A 15400-nucleotide genomic window follows, 5' to 3' on the forward strand; every position below is an offset into this window, starting at 1 on the left:
TTTCGAGAGAGGTCGATCCACTGTCGGTCACAGACACAGATCTGATCGAGATCTGCAACCACCTCAATGCCACGCCGCGCAAGTGCCTTGGCTATCGAACCCCGGCCGAAGTCTTCCGCAAAAAATTACTCGCCCAGATGAGACACGCCGGTTAGCTTAAAGCAGCCCGCAAGTCGCGGTTCAGCATGAACTCACACGGGTACATTCTATTTTCAAGTGCGACATGCCAATAACATCAATGGCTTCGCCTTGGAGAAATTTGCATGTCGCCCTGCTATTCGCAACTCACCCTGTCCGACCGCCGCCATCTGTATCAGTTAAAGGAACGCAAGCTGCCGACGGCAGTCGTAAGGGCCGGACGCATCAACCGTCGCAGAGTTGCCCCTCTCTCAGCCTCCCTACTGGTGCCGCTGGCTCGACTGTTGATCGGACGGTGCCTCAGCCGTCATGTTCGCCAAGATGATGACGTACTCATCCGCGGCGTCGGCGAGGATCAGTGCGACTTCCTGCCGGCCGAGGCCTTCCTGCTGAAGGCGCTCGATCATCTCCAGCATCGCGGCTTCGACCCTGAAGCGGTGCGCAGGTGGAGGTTCGTATGGTTCATCGGGTGTCTGAGTTCGCATGTCCATGATCTGTTTCCCCATGTCAGGGGAGCATTGCACACCGTCGGCGGTCTGCAAGCAGATGCTTAAATAACAGTTAACGCGACCGCCCGACTGCTGCCCAAGTCAGACCAGACTCGAGCCGCTACTGGATCGGGCGTACTCGCAGACCAGTGAAGAGGAGACATCGCAGAGTAGATCACTGGTGAACGCGGATGCTGACGGGGAACAGGCATCGGGAGACGTGCTGAAATCAACATTCGCGTTCTATCCCTTAACAAGAGCAGTTCACGGAAGTTTCGCGCGCCTTAAAATTTGTTGAAGCTATTTCGGCCGCAACTGGTGCGGCCATGTCCCGAAAACCCGATAGTTGGCCCAGACGCTTCGAGATATCTCATCTTCGGTTGCCCATTCGGCGTCGGAGTCGTTGAGCAGAGTGAGAAATCCGTTGTTGCTCTCGATGTCGCCCGGCGATTGATAACCTTGCTCGCACTCCTCGCAATGTCCGTAGACATCTCCGGTTTCGCTCTCTCGAAAGAGAAAGAGCCGCCCGTTGTGACAATTCGGGCAATGGCCTGCGTGAAATAGCATCATGGCGCCTCGGAAGGGTTTCGCGGGCGTTTAGGTTGTTCAGCCCTGTACTCGGAGCCTGCAACGCGCAACTCACCCGAACTTCATACGGACGGCGTCTCTGCAGTCTTTTTCTTCGGCGTCTCGACCACGGGTTTCGGAATAACGGGCGTCTTCGGGTTCTTCGAATCGATCGGCTCGAGGACGACGTAGGCCGGATTAGGATAATGATCGAGAGCCGCACCGGTGGCCGCATCCACGCCCATTCCGATGATGCCGCCAACTAGGATGTTGCCGGCGAACCCAGCCGCTCCTCCATCACTTATCTTGGTTTTGACGTCCAGCCGGCCAGGTTTGTAGCCTTCTTTCTCCGCAAAGACGGTGAACTCTGCCTTCCGCTCAACCTTGATTGTACACGGCGATTGCGGGCACATATGACCAAGCGAGGTTGTCACCTTCGCGTCGTTCGGAAGAGCCGAAATGACCATGTTTTCAGATGTGCCGCGAGAGATCGAGCCGCATGACGAAAGGGCTACGGCAAGCGCAGCGATAGACGCAATTTTGATGTGCATTGAAATCCCCTTACCCTGCGGGGAGGAGAGCAGAAATTCGCGTGGAGGTCGAGTATCAGAGTTGATGGGTGGTTAATTCGGTTTTCCCACGGCGCGAGGTGCAACTTACCTGCCTTGGAAGTTCATCCACACTGATTTGACGGCGTCGTCATTTTGGAGGTTGCTCCGTACCGCGCGGATGCTGGTTGAAGCGCCCTATGTCATCCTTTATGAGACCCTGCCGGACAGTGACGAGGGCGATATCCATACGGGTGAGATTGTGCGGGTGGTGCATGGTCGGCGCGACCTATCCGCGCTTTTCTAAGGTAGGTTAGGCTGCTAAAGCGAATGCTCCAACGGGCACCTTTATGTGTCCGGCACCGACGCCGAGCCTCCTCGCCATCCCTTCTCAAACACCGCGTTTTACTAGAACCCGTGAACGAAACGCCCTTACATCTAACACATGGGCCGACCGGTGAATTGCACGGTGACAGGCAGCGCACAGGACGGCGAAATCATCTGTGATGAGCTCCCGCCCCACGCCTTCCTGCATCTCGCCCCAAGGCATGAGATGGTGTAACTCAAAACCGGTTCCCCAGATCTTTTGGTCTTTTTGGGAGATGGCATAGTTGCAGGATTCACAGAGAAATCTCTTGATAGATAAAGCATCGATTGCGGCCGCGTCCTTCCCATCGTTCATGCTGTTCGCATACGCACAATAAAGGGTGGCGAGAACCCAACAAAAGAGGCTCTAGGTTTTTTTGCGTCGCAACATTTTTTGAAGGAGAAGTGATCCGGCTGACCATCTCTCCCGCGCAACGTGCGACGGCTGAATTCGTGCGGCCAGTTGGCAAGCGGCGAGGTCGTGGGAATGCGATCGACAGGGAGATCATCTCCCGGACCCGCCATTGCGAATGCCGGAATATCGGGTTCTGACGCCCGCGACATGATGCTGGAGTCGTCAAGAAACGCTTCGACGCGACCAGGGGCCTGCATGCCTTTGAACATGCGTCCGATAGCGGTGGCGCCTGAACCTCAAGGGAAACCAGGCTTTCTGCTCAAGCTCTTAATCTGGTCCCGTGCTTCAGCCAGTGGGCTAGCCCACAGTCCAACGGCCGCTGAGGTTATATCGCGCCCATTCCGGACGCCGACACCGCGCTCCGGAAGGTCAAGGGATGAATCGAGGATGACAACGAAATCCACCCGTATTCCGCGAGGGGGATGGCCTCCCCAAGGAAATTCATCAAAGCATTATCTCAATGGCTGAGCTGTCCGGCGAATTGATGCACTTCACCCCTACCGACCCTTTTGACGACGACCAGTGCCAACAAGCCGGATGTGGCGCCGCAAAATCATATTGCACTGCGTCAATTGGCTGCCATAATGGGTTTGAGCATGAACCCCATCTCTTGCAGGAGTGAGAAGAATGAATGTCGCATTCCGCGTGAACAAGACCGACAGCCAGCGGGCACTCGTTGAGCACCTTGCCCGGTTCAAACTCGTTCCACCTCAAAACTGCACCATAACCTTCCGCCGGCAGCACGCGGTCGTATCCTCCCAATATTCTTTCGCGTTGAGCTCGGCTTTAACAGCGTGGCGCCACTGAGCGCCGAAGCTCTCGCCGGTCACTCTGGATCGGCGAATGCTCGTCCAGCTTGGACGATTCAGCGAACGGGGTGATCGTCTGGCTCAACGCCATTGCTGCGTTGCGCCGCCTGGCATCTTCTGGCATAAATTGATTGCTGTCGTCGGCAAGGGACCGCGCGAATCTACGACCGCGCATTTCGCCTTTGGGTAACGTCCGGACCGAGATGGCATCTCGCCATGCCCGCGCCGGACGGTTTCGGGGCCGCCCTTGGCTGCAAATTTTCAGGCGATATTCGGCTTTGCTTCCGATGAAATCCGCAGGTTCTTTCTAGCCGTCGACGTGGACCAGGACCTCGCCTTGTTCGCCGAACCCGGGCTGTCATCCCGACACGCGGGTGACCGGCGATGAACCTCAGGCAGATCGAAGTTTTTCAGGCCGTGATGCGCACCGGCAGCATCACGGCCGGCGCCGAATTGCTCAACCTTTCCCAACCGGCCGTCAGCCGTCAGATCGAGCGGCTGGAACAGGTCTCGAAACTCAAGCTCTTCCGTCGTGTCGGCCGCGGCATCCAGCCAACACCCGAAGGCATGGCATTTTACGAAGAGGTGAAGCGTGCATTCGTGGGGTTGGAAAACCTTCGCCACATTGCCGATACGATCAGCAATTTCAACACCGGCCATCTGCGCATTACCTCGATATCCGCGCTTGGTTTCGGCTTCTTGCCGCGTGTCATCACGCGCTTTTCGAAACAGTATCCGAACGTCGATGTTTCGCTGCAGGTTCGCAGCGCCGGCGCCGTCAGAGGCGTGACGGCCACGCAGGAATTCGACCTGGGATTCCTGCCAGGCCCCCTCAATGAGGGCGATCAGCATCTGGAACATTTCGCCAGTGTTGACGGGCTATGCATCCTGCCCTCGGGCCACCCTCTGGCGAAAAAAACCGAAATCCGACCTGGCGACCTTTCAGGTTTTCCGTTCATCGGGTTCGTCAAGGATGACGTCACCCGGCGGCAAGTCGACCAGATTTTCGCCAAAGCCGGTGTCAAGCCGAAGCTGCATATCGAAACCCAGTATGCGGCGACCGTCTGCAATTTCGTCGCTAACGGCGCCGGTGTGTCGATCGTCAGCCCATTCGCCGCGCTCGACTTTGCGGGCCATGGGCTTGTCATGCGCCGCTTCCGCCCAGCGGTCAAACTGGACTATCTGATGGCAAGGCCGAGCTTGCGGCCCGAGTCGGCGGTGACCAGCCGGTTCCTTGCGGTTTTGAAAGAGGAACGGGACAGCACCCTCGCCCAGTTCAATATGGCCGCGGCCTGGTGCGACTGACGGCCCCGTGAGTGCTTTCCGGGTCGAGAACCCCTGGGAAGGGTGGCCCCAACGGCCAGCCGACATCGCTTTTCGCCATCTTCTTGATTGCCTTCGGTTTTTCTGCCTGGCTGGCGAGACAAATGTCGCGGGATCGCCTTGATCGGCGTCAACTCACATTACACCCGTGCATGAGTTGCGATCATATTTCGATTGGACGCCGACCTCTGGATCCGCTGAATTCGCGATAGTTAGGCAGCCAACCGTTTCAATCATTCCGACCGGCGCTTTCTGATCGCGTCGCTATCGCTGCTTCGAGTGCCTTGGCCTCGAGCGCGAGAAAAGCGGTTGCCGCCGACTGTAAATCTCGATTGCCAACAATCCGTCGCGCCAGACGATGGACCAAACCAACAGGGGAAGGCAGACATGCAGCCAAAAACGCAAATAAGGATGGCGGCCATCGATCGCAGGGGCTTCATCGCGGCATCGTGTACCGCACTCCTGGCCGCCCCATTCATCCGAACCGCCTCGGCGAAAAGCCGCACCCTGACCATTCGTGATCCCGGTGGCCCGATTGGAGAAGCCTATAGGCAAGCATTTTTCGAACCGTTCAGCAAGCGGACCGGGATTGATGTCATCGGTGTCCAGTCGTCTCACGGCCCGACCGGTGAGATCAAGGCGATGGTCGAGGCAGGCAACTATGCCTGGGACGGCGCGCTGCTTGATATGAGCGATGTCGTCGTCCTTACAGACCGTCAGTATCTCGAGACGGTTTCGGGACCGGGTGGGCTCGGACCCAATGCCGCGCAGATCCCTGCCGATCTGCGGAACGATTTCCTGATCGGAGCCATGGGTTATGCCACGGTCCTTGCCTATCGCACCGACACAATGGGCAGGCAGCCACCGAGAGACCTTGCCGATTTCTGGAATACCGCCGCCATCCCCGGCGTGCGTTCGCTTCGCAAACATCCCAATGGAACACTGGAACCGGCTCTGCTGGCTGACGGCGTCAAAAAGGCGGATCTCTACCCGCTCGACCTCGATCGGGCATTCAGGAGCCTCGACAGGATCAAGAACGATATCGCGGTGTGGTGGACCGGTGGGGCGCAGACCTCGCAGATGCTCAAGACCGGCGAGGTGGATTGCCTCCTGACCTGGAATGCGCGGGCGCAGGTCGCAATCGACGATGGCGCGCCCGTGACCATCGTGTGGAAGGACGCAATGTTCTCGTTTGCCGGTTTCGCCATTCTCAAGGGCGGCCCGAATGTCGAATTGATGCGCGAGTTCATCGAATTTGCTTCAGCGGGCGAGCGTCAGGCGGAGTTCGTCAAGCACTCGACGAGCGGCCCTTGCAATCCGAAGGCCTTCGACTTCATCGAGCCGAAACTTGCCGGGATCCTTCCGACAAACCCCAACTATTTCGCGGAGATGTTCGTCATGGACGCGAAATGGTGGGGCAGCAACAACGCCGTGGCGCAAGAGCGCTACGAGAACTGGCTCGTCGGGTAAGGCCTGGCCGGGGCTTCACGATGGCCTGAATGCCAGCATCGATTAATCGCATATCTGGGAGGTTTTTACATTGAAAGAACGCATCAACAAGCTGGCGATCCGGGGGCTGACGAAGAGATACGGATCGGCCACCGCCCTCAATCACGTCGATCTCGATCTGGCGGACGGCGAGTTTCTGACCATGCTGGGTCCGTCCGGCTCCGGCAAGACGACGCTCCTGTGGGCGGTCGCAGGACTCAATGCGCCCGACGACGGCAAGATATGGATCGACGGTCGCGAGGCGACTGACCTGCCCGCGTCAGGTCGCGACATCGGCATGGTCTTTCAAAATTATGCGCTGTTTCCGCACATGACGGTCACTGAGAATATCTCGTTTCCGCTCGAGATGCGGAAAATGCTTGCCGGCGAGCGGCTGCCGGCCATCAGGCGGGCGCTTGAAATGGTAAAGCTGGAGCATGTCGGAGACCGCTATTGCAACCAGCTTTCGGGCGGACAGCAGCAACGCATCGCCTTGGCGCGGGCTTTCGTCGCCAATCCTTCCATCATTCTCATGGATGAGCCGCTTGGAGCACTCGACAAGAAATTGCGCGACCATCTGCAATTGGAGATCAAGCGGCTGCATGAGCAGCTGGGAATGACGGTTCTTTACGTGACGCACGATCAGGAGGAGGCAATGGTCATGTCGGACCGCATCTGCCTGATGAACCGTGGACGGATCGAGCAGATCGGCGCTCCCGACGAGCTCTACTTCCGGCCCAAAAGCCTGTTTGCCGCGGATTTTCTCGGCGAGTCGAACCTGATCAAGGGCAGGATCATCGCCGAAGAAGCAGAGTGTCTCCTCCTGGACCTGCCGGGGATCGGGACGATCCGGACCCATCGCACATCGTCAGACGCGCATGGCCCCGATGTCGTCCACTTCACGCGCCCGGAATCCATCGAGGTCCTTTCCGATGCGGACACCAGGGCAAACCGATTGTGTGGCCAGGTGACCGAAGTCGTCGTTTCGGGTGCGATCACCAAGCTGTTCATCCGCGTCGGTGAGACGTCGACATTGCAGGTTTCGCAGCTGACCTGCGGTGCGCGAGGTGTACGCAAAGGTGAGAGGCTCACCATCGGTTGGAACGCTGACGTCGGCAGGGTTTTCTCGGACAACCAGCGGGAGGCTGCATGATGGCGAGAGTTGATTTTGTCGCCGGAACCACCCCGCCGCTGCGCATCTGGCCGACATGGAACAAGCTCTATTGGCAGACCGGGCCCGTGGCGGTGTACCTGCTGTCGCTGTTCGTCATTCCGGTCGTGATGCTTCTGGGCTTAAGCTTCCTGGATGAACGCAACCTTCCGTCTCTTGAGCACTACCAGCGGCTGGTCGACGTACCGCTCTATGGCAAGGTCCTGCTCACAACCATCAAAGTCGCTTTCTACACGACGCTGCTTTGTATCGTTGGCGCCTATCCGGTGGCCTATCTCCTGGCAATCTCACGCGGATCGACGCGCAACTGGCTCATCATTCTGGTCTTGATGCCGTTTTGGACGAGCTTCCTCGTGAGGACGTTCGCATGGATCGTGCTTCTCGGTCGCAAGGGCGCTGTCAATCAGATCCTGCTTGCCATGGGGATTGTCGATGCTCCGCTGCAGTTGATCTACAATTTCGCCGGCGTGATGATCGGCATGACCCATGCCCTGATGCCTTTGGCAATATTGACCCTTCTGGCGGTGATGGAGGGTATCGACCCGAACCTCTCCAAGGCTGCGGCGACGATGGGGGCAAAGGGCGGGACGCGTTTCTGGCGGATCTACTTCCCCCTGACGATGCCTGGCGTCGCGTCCGCGGCCCTTCTGGTCTTCATCACGTCCCTCGGCTTTTTCATCACCCCGGCTTTGTTGGGTGGTCCTCAAGACACGATGATCGTCCAGCTCATCATATTCCAGATCAGGGAGGTCCTGAACTGGCAATTTGCCGGCGCCATCGGCGTTTTGCTCGTCATCACCTTCATGGCGATTTTTCTCGTCTACGACCGGATATTCGGCCTGTCGGTTATCGGGGGGAGCGCGCCAACGCGGGTGCCCGCGAAGAAATCGTCCATACGCCGGTGGGCGGTCCTTGCCGGAAACACGATCACCTCGGCTTTAGCCAATCTCACCGATGCGGCCATCTCCGCGTTGACGGCTCTGAAACAGGAAAAAAGACGTCGAGCACGCCGCACGCGCCTCGGACTCTATGCTGCCTGTACGTTCGTTCTGGCCTTTCTCGCGCTCCCCACGCTTTTCGTTCTGCCGGTCTCGTTCACGTCGGAGGCCTTCCTGACCTGGCCTCCAAAGCTTTTCTCGCTGCAATGGTATCAGTTGGTGTTGGACTCGCCGGTATGGCTTGGTGCGGCTGTGAGATCCTTCATCGTCGCGCTCGCCGCCGCCGCCATCGCGATGCTGTTTGCCGTGCCCTGTGCCTTCGCACTGGCGCGCGACAGTTTCGCCGGGAAGCCGGCCCTGTTCGGACTGGTTGTTGCGCCGATGATCGTACCGAACATCTTCATCGCCGTTGGTCTGTTTTTTCTCTTTTCGCGGATTGGAATTGCCGGCACTACGTTTGCTGTCGTGCTGGGGCACACGGTCATTGTGATCCCTTATATCGTCATCACCGTGCTTGCCGTCATCAAGGGTTATGACCGCAATCTCGACTATGCGGCCGCCACCATGGGTGCGAGCGGCGTGCAGACCTTCCGCCGCGTGACATTTCCCCTGATCCGTTCAGGCATCATCGCATCGTTCATGTTCGCATTCATCATTTCCTTCGACGAGTTGACGATCGCTCTTTTTGTCACCGGCGGTCGCGTCACCACTTTACCCAAGCTCATGTACGAGGATGCCCTGCTATCGGTGAGCCCGCGTCTGGCGGCCGTAGCCAGCCTCCTGCTGGTATTCATGAGCATCATCATCGTGGTTTCGGAATTGATCCGACGGAAGGGAGGACACCGCTATGGTCAAAATTGAGCCGTCGACGAACTTGCAACCAGCACAGGCCGGATCGGTGAACCGGACGGGTCAGTTATTTGGGACTGCGGTGGAAACGCCGATATCGACGCTTCTGGACTTCGACAAGGATGGCAAGCAGGACGGCTCCCTTCACCTTTACCATTCTCGGGAAACCAACGGCTATGGCTACGTTCCGATCCCGGCGATCTCGGTCAAGAACGGCGCTGGTCCGACCGCCCTGTTGGTCGGCGGCAATCATGGCAACGAGTATGAAGGTATCGTTGCGCTGATGAACCTCGCCCGCGATCTGGAGGCAGAGTGGGTGCAAGGCCAGATCATAATCCTGCCATCGCTGAATTTTCCGGCGGTGATGGCCGGGACAAGATCCTCCCCGCTTGATGGAGCCAACCTCAACCGGTGCTTTCCGGGCGATGCCTTGGGCGGTCCGACGCAGGTGATCGCGCATTACGTCAGCACGGTGCTTTTGCCCCGCGCCGATCTCGTGATCGACCTGCACGCCGGGGGGCGTTCCTCGGAGTTCATCCCCTGCGCGCTGTTGCGCGAGGATGGAAGCGGACGAGCATCCCCCGAGTTGCGGCGTTTGGCCGAATGGTTCGGCGCGCCAGTCAGTTTTTTCAGCACCGGCAAGGGTGGAGGAGGCAGCCTGACCCTTTCGGGTGAATGCACGAGGCAAGGCATAGCCTGCCTGACGGTCGAGCTCGGCGGAGGTGAAATGCTGTCCCGGCAGGGGCTCCAGCTTGCCAGCGAGGGCATGAAGAGGATCCTCAAACAGGTCGGCATCCTGCCCTCGATCGCCGTGACGACACCCAACGTGACGCGCTGGATGGAAAAGGGTTCAAACAGTCGCCTGCATGCTCCTGTCGCCGGAATATTCGAACCTCGCATCCAGCTGGGCGAATATGTTTCGGCTGGCAAGCTCGCGGGGCTCATTCATTTTCCGGACTTCCCGATTCGCGAGCCCGCGGAAGTGCGTTTCGAAACCTCCGGCTATGTCTTGTCGCGCCATATACCCGCCTTGGTTGGCAGAGGCGACGAGCTGTGCACCTTCCTCAATGATGAGCTCCGGCAATAGGGCAATGATCAGTAAGACATATGAGACGAGCCGATCGGCTCGTGTCGCCGAGCCAAATCCCATACTATCCGGCATGCGGTGCATCAAATGCCAAAGGTCCTGGCCGATCGGCGATTATTTTGGCGGCTGTCCTGCCTGCGCCGCGACAGGCGCGCCCGCGAGCGTAGCACCTGTTTTTGAGAGTTTTCCAGAATTGAAGGTTGCCGGAGATATCGCAAACTGGCTCGCTTATCCGGGTCATCCCCGACTCGGTGAGGGAAATACCCCTCTCCTCGAGCTGACCGAGACTGCGGCAAAAAACGATATCAAATGGCTGGGCGTGAAAAACGAGGGCGCAAATCCGACCGGCTCGCACAAGGACAGGATGAGCGCGGCCATCGTTCGCAGAGCTCTCGATATCGGCGCGCGCGCACTCGCTATCGCTTCAAGCGGGAATGCCGGCGCCTCGCTCGCAGCATTTGCGGCCCATGCTGGTCTCAAATGCGTGGTGGTGACCACCGAAGCAATGGAGCGAGGCTGGCGAAAAGCGATCGAGCTGCACGGCGCCGAAGTCATCGTGGCGCCGAACTCCGCGGCGCGATGGGAATTGGTTTCCGTCCACGCCAAGTCAGGGGAGTGGTATCCGGCCAGCAACTTTACAATCCCGGCCGTCGGCAGCAACCTGTTCGCCGTCGATGGATACAGGGCGATCGCGCTTGAACTCTATCTGTCTTTGGGTGCGGAGCAGCCAAGTGACATCATTGTGCCAGTGTCCCGAGGAGATCTGCTGTGGGGACTGGCAAAGGGATATGCCGATCTTGTTTCCGCAGGGCTGGTGACAGACATCCCGCGAATTCACGCAGCGGAACCGTTTCCCCGAATTTCCCAGGCGATGGCGGGGAAAGACTATGTGGGACAGTTTCATGGGCAGTCGCCGCTTCTCTCCCTGGGTGGAACGACCGTCACCTATCAGGCCATCGCAGCGCTGCTCTCCTCGCGAGGAGTGGTCGTCGGACCCTCGGCTGATCAAACCATTGCCGCGCAGCTTGAATTGGCGCGAGTGGGTCTCTTCGTCGAAAGTTCCAGCGCGATTGCGCTTGCAGGACTTAAGATCTTGCGCGAGCAGGCTGTCATTGCCGAGGATGCATCGGTTGTGCTGATCCTGACGTCACATGGCTATAAAGAGGGCTGATAGATCTCCGGGAGAAGACCTTTCAGGGCGAGAGCGATTGACGCTGTGTCGGAGCTTAGAAGCGCTGATCGAACGTGACCGCCTCCGCGTGAGCTGAAGTCGGCGGTCGCTTAGGATGGACTGGAGCCGAAGCTAGAACGCGACTTTCGTGTCCGCGCTGAGTCGAAGTGTCTTCACGCGATCCATGATGATCCGAGCGTGTTCGCCTGACAGTGGGAGATCTTCCATCATCTTGCCCCAGGTGTCGGCCGCCTTTTCGACTGTACGGGTGACTTCTTTCTTGACGACGTTCACGGGAACGCCCGCCAAATCGGCTGCCCTCTGGAAACGTGCCAGTCCGACGATCAGCGAATCGTGGCTATCTCGAAATTTCAAGGCAAGCTCGTTGCTGCCGTCATAGACAATCGTGGCGACGATATCGTAGGCCGGGCTGAGAGCGCCGTTGATCCCATCCTCATAGATCAGCGAGTGGTTCTTGAGATGCGCGTCGCCGTTTCCGAGCAATATGTTGACCGTGGTGCGACGGACGATCTCCAGATAATCCTTCGTGCCTCGGCCGAAGCGTTTGGCAAGGTTCATGACCGTCTCTTCGTTGGCCGCAGTATATTTTCGCTCCTTTGGAACCTGCATCACTTGGCAAAAATCCTCCATATGAACACGTGCGCCATCGGCGGCACGGTCAAATCGTTTGACCGCCAGAACGTAATCTCCCTTTAGCATCTCGGGCTTGATGCCCACAACTGAGTCGGTCTGGACCAACTCGCAATGAGGGATCGTCACTCCTGCCGCTTCTGCGAGTTTCATTGACGAATATTCAAGCTCGGGGAGCATCGCGTAGCGTTCGCTGGGTAGCTTTACGACTATATCGCCATTCATCCCTGTGGCCGGAAACGTGAGGCGCTCGTCCTGCTTCAGCATGCTCATCTTGAGCTGTACGCCCGCCAGAGAGAAGCGGATCTGGTTTGGTGCATCGGCCTGATCGGTAGAGAGTGGTTCGCGTTCAGGAGGGGCCACCGCAGGCTCGTCCTGAACGCGAACCATCACAGCTCCCGGCAGGTCGTGGCCAAGATGGGCGAGAACGTCAAAATCTGTTGTGGCCCCAGTCGGAAGTCCCCGCAAAACGAGGTCGCGAAGCGCGCCTTCTGGCAGCAGGTTGGAGAACCAGGGATGCAGGTCGCGTCCTGGCTGCGTGATCGGACCAGAAGTCAGCATTCGAACCGTCCGCTCCTCATCTCCGATGAAGCGGATTGACGAGCTGAGGAGAGGTCTGTTTTCACCAAGCGCGATGTAGGTCCCTTCGACAATGAAGCGCATTAGTCCGCTTCGTTCCCTGATCAAGGTTCCAACCTGAGTATCTGCCTTGCCAGACCTCAGAAAGACGGACAGCGTGTTGCTCATTGCTTTGCCGCCGTCGCGCCCCGTGTAGGTGTTTCATCGTCTTCCCCATCATAGCCATCAGGGATGAACACATCTTCCAGTACTGAACCCTCGTAGGGCTTGTGAGGGCCGGATGGCGGTGCCAAATACTCGGAGATGATGGAATTGACGCGGCTGATTGCCCGGTTGGGTACGAATACGATCTGCATCTGCAGTGCTTCGGCCACAGCCTGTAAGGTGGCGGCTTCCGGGTTGATGGCTCCTCGCTCAAGGCGAGAGACATAACCCTGATCTAGGCCAATCAGCTCTCCCAGATCGCGCTGAGACATCGACGCAGCCTTCCTCAAAGGCTTCACCTGTTTTAGGAACGACATTAACATGCTGACCTCATGACTCATATTTCATATCCGTGCCAAAATATGATTTAAAATACATTTCGTCAAGTCGGCAAAGATGCCCCTGATGAACAAGGATACATGTCTTTACGCATAAATGAATTATACATCATTCTTTATGTCAAGCGCTCGCCTGACGCAATCCCGCCCGTCAGCGCTTCGTCTTCGCAAGGTAGCGCTCGTAACGCGCCTCAATCTCAGGAGACTGGGCAGCACCTCGTTCCTCCATGGTCAGCACCACGCCCTGCGCAGTCGCCGATACAGGCGGCATTTCATTTCAAGAGACCCTATCTCAAGGCCGCATTTGGCGCTTGGTGGCAGCTCCTACTAATGCGGGTTTTCGTTCGGGGGTGGGGGCTAAGTTATCGGCTCCAATGAAATGTTAATGTATATATTGACGTTTCATTGCCGAGTGTATAGTTATATATATACGGAATGATTTAATCTGTCAACATATGGGCGCCCAATGAGCGTGAAGCAAGCTGTACGTCGGCAGTATCAGGCGATTGTAGATACGGCGCATGGAACCGACATCGAGATACCGGCTGAAGGCTGGATCCGAACGGTGCGTAGAGCCTTGGGCATGTCGGGCGCACAACTCGCCAAGAAAATGGGTGTCACGCGCTCGCGCATCGCGCAGGCCGAAAAAGCCGAGCTTGATGGCGGTGTGACCTTGAAATCCATGGAGGCGACCGCAGAAGCGATGGGTTGTCGCTTCGTCTACGCCTTTGTTCCACCTCAGACGATCGAAAATGTCATTATCGCCCAGGCCAGGAAAAAAGCACAAGTGATCGTCGGTCGTGCCGCAAAACATATGGCGCTGGAAGACCAAACTGTTTCGCACAGCCGGACCCAGCAGGAAGTCGCTCGCCTGATGAGTGAGCTGATGTACCAGATGCCCTCCGATTTCTGGGAGGATAAGTGACCTTTGAGCTCGAATATCCCGATGGCGCGACCCCTCTCGACCCAAACGAAATCGGTGGGCTGAAATTTAGGCATCTTAAAACGCAGAGTGAGTTGGACGAACTCGAACAGGCAAACATCGCTTCTGGACTGCGCTGGATTTCTCGTATGCGCCGAAAAGATATTCTGACCGATGACTTTGCAATCGAGCTTCATCGGCGGCTTTTTGGCGATGTTTGGGACTGGGCGGGCACATTTCGCAAAACGGGGAAGAACGTTGGTATCGATCCCGTGCAGATAGGAGTCCAACTGCGGGGGCTCATGGATGATGCCCGGTATTGGGCTGATAACAAGACGTACTCTGCGATCGAGGTGGCTGTCCGGTTACATCATAAGCTGGTGTTCATTCATCCGTTTCCGAACGGTAATGGCCGGCATGCGCGCATCATGGCGGATGTCGTTCTTGAAAAGATATATGGAGCCGAACCTATCAACTGGACATTGGGCTTCGATCTTCAAAAGATGAGCGAGAGACGCGCCGCCTATATCGCGGCGCTGAAAGCGGCAGATAATTACGATTTGGAACCGCTGCTGGCTTTTGTGGCGCCCGGAGTCTCTTGACTTCCTGCGACGCATTTCACGTCGACCCCAAGGCGGTCGGAGGATGACGAGAGACGCCAATATCGCATCACTCTTTGAGCGGTATCACACAGCTCAACGACTGTCATTTCGGGATGCCGGCGGGCAGGACGGTTCCCAGCGATTCGATGTTCTCGATCTTGCCCAAAGTCGAAGCGCCGAAGGCCGCCAAAAGTGTACGCAGACGTCGCTCTACAGGCAATGCCTGCAGCCACGCTGATGATCCGACGCCATGATGGCTTGAGCACGGTGCGGAGCAGGACCAGCAGGTTCGGTCCCGGTGTGATCAGCATAAGAGCGTAGGGCAAAATCAGTGAGGACAGAAGTGTCAACATGATCATCGTCAAGTTGGATTGAAACGCGAGGCTCGCGTTCACCATGGCGATTTTCGCGCGTGGCGCATCAGCCGGTCGTATGACCGGTGTGCCGTGGAAATCCGCATGATGCTCCCGCGCCGACCCTTCGTTGCAAGGCAGTCACCGACCCCGCCATCTCCTGGAAATTGCCTCTTCGTATTGATCGACCGCCGGACCCGTTCGGCGAAGGCGTTGTCCGCCGGGCGGCAACCTGGCACCGTGCACGTCGAGCCGGCGGTAACTCTCATCGAGCGCTTGCGGCAGGCTGCATATGTCCGAAATGCCTCTTCATGTTTTGGGCGCAAGTTTGCAAAGCTTCGCAATCTTGCCGAAAGAATTCACACCAACTTTGGACTTCTCATGTCCCTACCC

General features: G+C 57.6%; 13 protein-coding genes and 3 pseudogenes. 12 read left to right on the plus strand and 4 right to left on the minus strand.

Features of this window, described 5'->3' with window-relative positions; all coding sequences use genetic code 11:
- Positions 1–155: pseudogene (locus C5J26_RS33405) on the plus strand (IS30 family transposase); the annotation flags it as partial.
- Between the two features lie 108 nt (positions 156–263).
- Entirely contained in the window at positions 264–692 is a 429-nt protein-coding gene (locus tag C5J26_RS27750; protein ID WP_105404704.1) for a hypothetical protein, read from the plus strand.
- Positions 693–1276: 584 nt separating this feature from the next.
- Here C5J26_RS27750 and C5J26_RS27755 read toward each other — a convergent pair.
- The gene (locus C5J26_RS27755; RefSeq protein ID WP_206051232.1) at positions 1277–1744 is read right to left on the minus strand and encodes a translation initiation factor 2; all 468 of its coding nucleotides are present in this window, start codon (positions 1742–1744) and stop codon (positions 1277–1279) included.
- A gap of 169 nt (positions 1745–1913) precedes the next feature.
- Here C5J26_RS27755 and C5J26_RS33410 point away from each other — a divergent pair.
- Positions 1914–2048, plus strand: a pseudogene (locus C5J26_RS33410) (type II toxin-antitoxin system RelE/ParE family toxin); the annotation flags it as partial.
- Positions 2049–2132: 84 nt separating this feature from the next.
- Here the strand turns inward: C5J26_RS33410 and C5J26_RS33735 are convergent.
- Positions 2133–2423, minus strand: a complete 291-nt coding sequence (locus C5J26_RS33735; RefSeq protein ID WP_105404705.1) for an HNH endonuclease — start codon at positions 2421–2423, stop codon at positions 2133–2135.
- Between the two features lie 170 nt (positions 2424–2593).
- On the opposite strand from C5J26_RS33735, the pseudogene C5J26_RS33415 reads away from it, so the two are divergent.
- The 7 genes and pseudogenes from C5J26_RS33415 to C5J26_RS27795 all read left to right on the plus strand — a co-directional run.
- Positions 2594–3007, plus strand: a pseudogene (locus C5J26_RS33415) (IS3 family transposase); the annotation flags it as partial.
- Positions 3008–3715: 708 nt separating this feature from the next.
- Entirely contained in the window at positions 3716–4636 is a 921-nt protein-coding gene (locus tag C5J26_RS27770) for a LysR substrate-binding domain-containing protein (RefSeq protein ID WP_105404706.1), read from the plus strand.
- A 429-nt stretch (positions 4637–5065) separates the two neighbouring features.
- Positions 5066–6124 (plus strand): ABC transporter substrate-binding protein, encoded by a 1059-nt coding sequence (locus C5J26_RS27775; protein ID WP_172746122.1) that lies wholly within the window; start codon positions 5066–5068, stop codon positions 6122–6124.
- A 70-nt stretch (positions 6125–6194) separates the two neighbouring features.
- Complete coding sequence (locus tag C5J26_RS27780) at positions 6195–7295, plus strand: ABC transporter ATP-binding protein (protein ID WP_105404708.1); 1101 nt, start codon at positions 6195–6197, stop codon at positions 7293–7295.
- A complete protein-coding gene (locus C5J26_RS27785; RefSeq protein ID WP_245441297.1) occupies positions 7292–9112 on the plus strand; it encodes an ABC transporter permease subunit in 1821 nt (606 codons plus the stop codon). Before C5J26_RS27780 ends, C5J26_RS27785 begins: the two co-directional genes overlap by 4 nt.
- The gene (locus tag C5J26_RS27790; protein WP_105404710.1) at positions 9099–10187 is read left to right on the plus strand and encodes a succinylglutamate desuccinylase/aspartoacylase family protein; all 1089 of its coding nucleotides are present in this window, start codon (positions 9099–9101) and stop codon (positions 10185–10187) included. Before C5J26_RS27785 ends, C5J26_RS27790 begins: the two co-directional genes overlap by 14 nt.
- A gap of 4 nt (positions 10188–10191) precedes the next feature.
- Positions 10192–11358, plus strand: a complete 1167-nt coding sequence (locus tag C5J26_RS27795; protein ID WP_105404711.1) for a pyridoxal-phosphate dependent enzyme — start codon at positions 10192–10194, stop codon at positions 11356–11358.
- A gap of 132 nt (positions 11359–11490) precedes the next feature.
- Here C5J26_RS27795 and C5J26_RS27800 read toward each other — a convergent pair whose 3' ends face one another.
- Together C5J26_RS27800 and C5J26_RS27805 are read right to left on the minus strand one after the other, a co-directional pair.
- Complete coding sequence (locus C5J26_RS27800) at positions 11491–12756, minus strand: type II toxin-antitoxin system HipA family toxin (protein ID WP_105404712.1); 1266 nt, start codon at positions 12754–12756, stop codon at positions 11491–11493.
- The gene (locus C5J26_RS27805; RefSeq protein WP_105404713.1) at positions 12753–13133 is read right to left on the minus strand and encodes a helix-turn-helix domain-containing protein; all 381 of its coding nucleotides are present in this window, start codon (positions 13131–13133) and stop codon (positions 12753–12755) included. Before C5J26_RS27805 ends, C5J26_RS27800 begins: the two co-directional genes overlap by 4 nt.
- Before the next feature lie 463 nt (positions 13134–13596).
- Here C5J26_RS27805 and C5J26_RS27810 point away from each other — a divergent pair, with 463 nt between their 5' ends.
- Positions 13597–14055, plus strand: coding sequence for a mobile mystery protein A (locus tag C5J26_RS27810; RefSeq protein ID WP_105404714.1), 459 nt, complete (start codon positions 13597–13599; stop codon positions 14053–14055).
- On the plus strand, positions 14052–14654 hold the full coding sequence (locus tag C5J26_RS27815) for a mobile mystery protein B (protein WP_105404715.1): 603 nt from the start codon (positions 14052–14054) through the stop codon (positions 14652–14654). Before C5J26_RS27810 ends, C5J26_RS27815 begins: the two co-directional genes overlap by 4 nt.
- Positions 14655–15400: the final 746 nt, after the last annotated feature.

Origin of the sequence: Neorhizobium sp. T7_12 (assembly GCF_002968535.1) — a bacterium.
Classification (GTDB): domain Bacteria; phylum Pseudomonadota; class Alphaproteobacteria; order Rhizobiales; family Rhizobiaceae; genus Neorhizobium; species Neorhizobium tomejilense.

Coding starts and splice junctions, on each gene's coding strand:
- C5J26_RS27755 (WP_206051232.1), bottom strand. CDS start 1,744: ATGCACATCAAAATTGCGTCTATCGCTGCGCTTGCCGTAGCCCTTTCG.
- C5J26_RS27810 (WP_105404714.1), top strand. CDS start 13,597: ATGAGCGTGAAGCAAGCTGTACGTCGGCAGTATCAGGCGATTGTAGAT.
- C5J26_RS27790 (WP_105404710.1), top strand. CDS start 9,099: ATGGTCAAAATTGAGCCGTCGACGAACTTGCAACCAGCACAGGCCGGA.
- C5J26_RS27795 (WP_105404711.1), top strand. CDS start 10,192: ATGATCAGTAAGACATATGAGACGAGCCGATCGGCTCGTGTCGCCGAG.
- C5J26_RS27775 (WP_172746122.1), top strand. CDS start 5,066: ATGGCGGCCATCGATCGCAGGGGCTTCATCGCGGCATCGTGTACCGCA.
- C5J26_RS33735 (WP_105404705.1), bottom strand. CDS start 2,423: ATGAACGATGGGAAGGACGCGGCCGCAATCGATGCTTTATCTATCAAG.
- C5J26_RS27805 (WP_105404713.1), bottom strand. CDS start 13,133: ATGAGTCATGAGGTCAGCATGTTAATGTCGTTCCTAAAACAGGTGAAG.
- C5J26_RS27750 (WP_105404704.1), top strand. CDS start 264: ATGTCGCCCTGCTATTCGCAACTCACCCTGTCCGACCGCCGCCATCTG.
- C5J26_RS27770 (WP_105404706.1), top strand. CDS start 3,716: ATGAACCTCAGGCAGATCGAAGTTTTTCAGGCCGTGATGCGCACCGGC.
- C5J26_RS27785 (WP_245441297.1), top strand. CDS start 7,292: ATGATGGCGAGAGTTGATTTTGTCGCCGGAACCACCCCGCCGCTGCGC.
- C5J26_RS27800 (WP_105404712.1), bottom strand. CDS start 12,756: ATGAGCAACACGCTGTCCGTCTTTCTGAGGTCTGGCAAGGCAGATACT.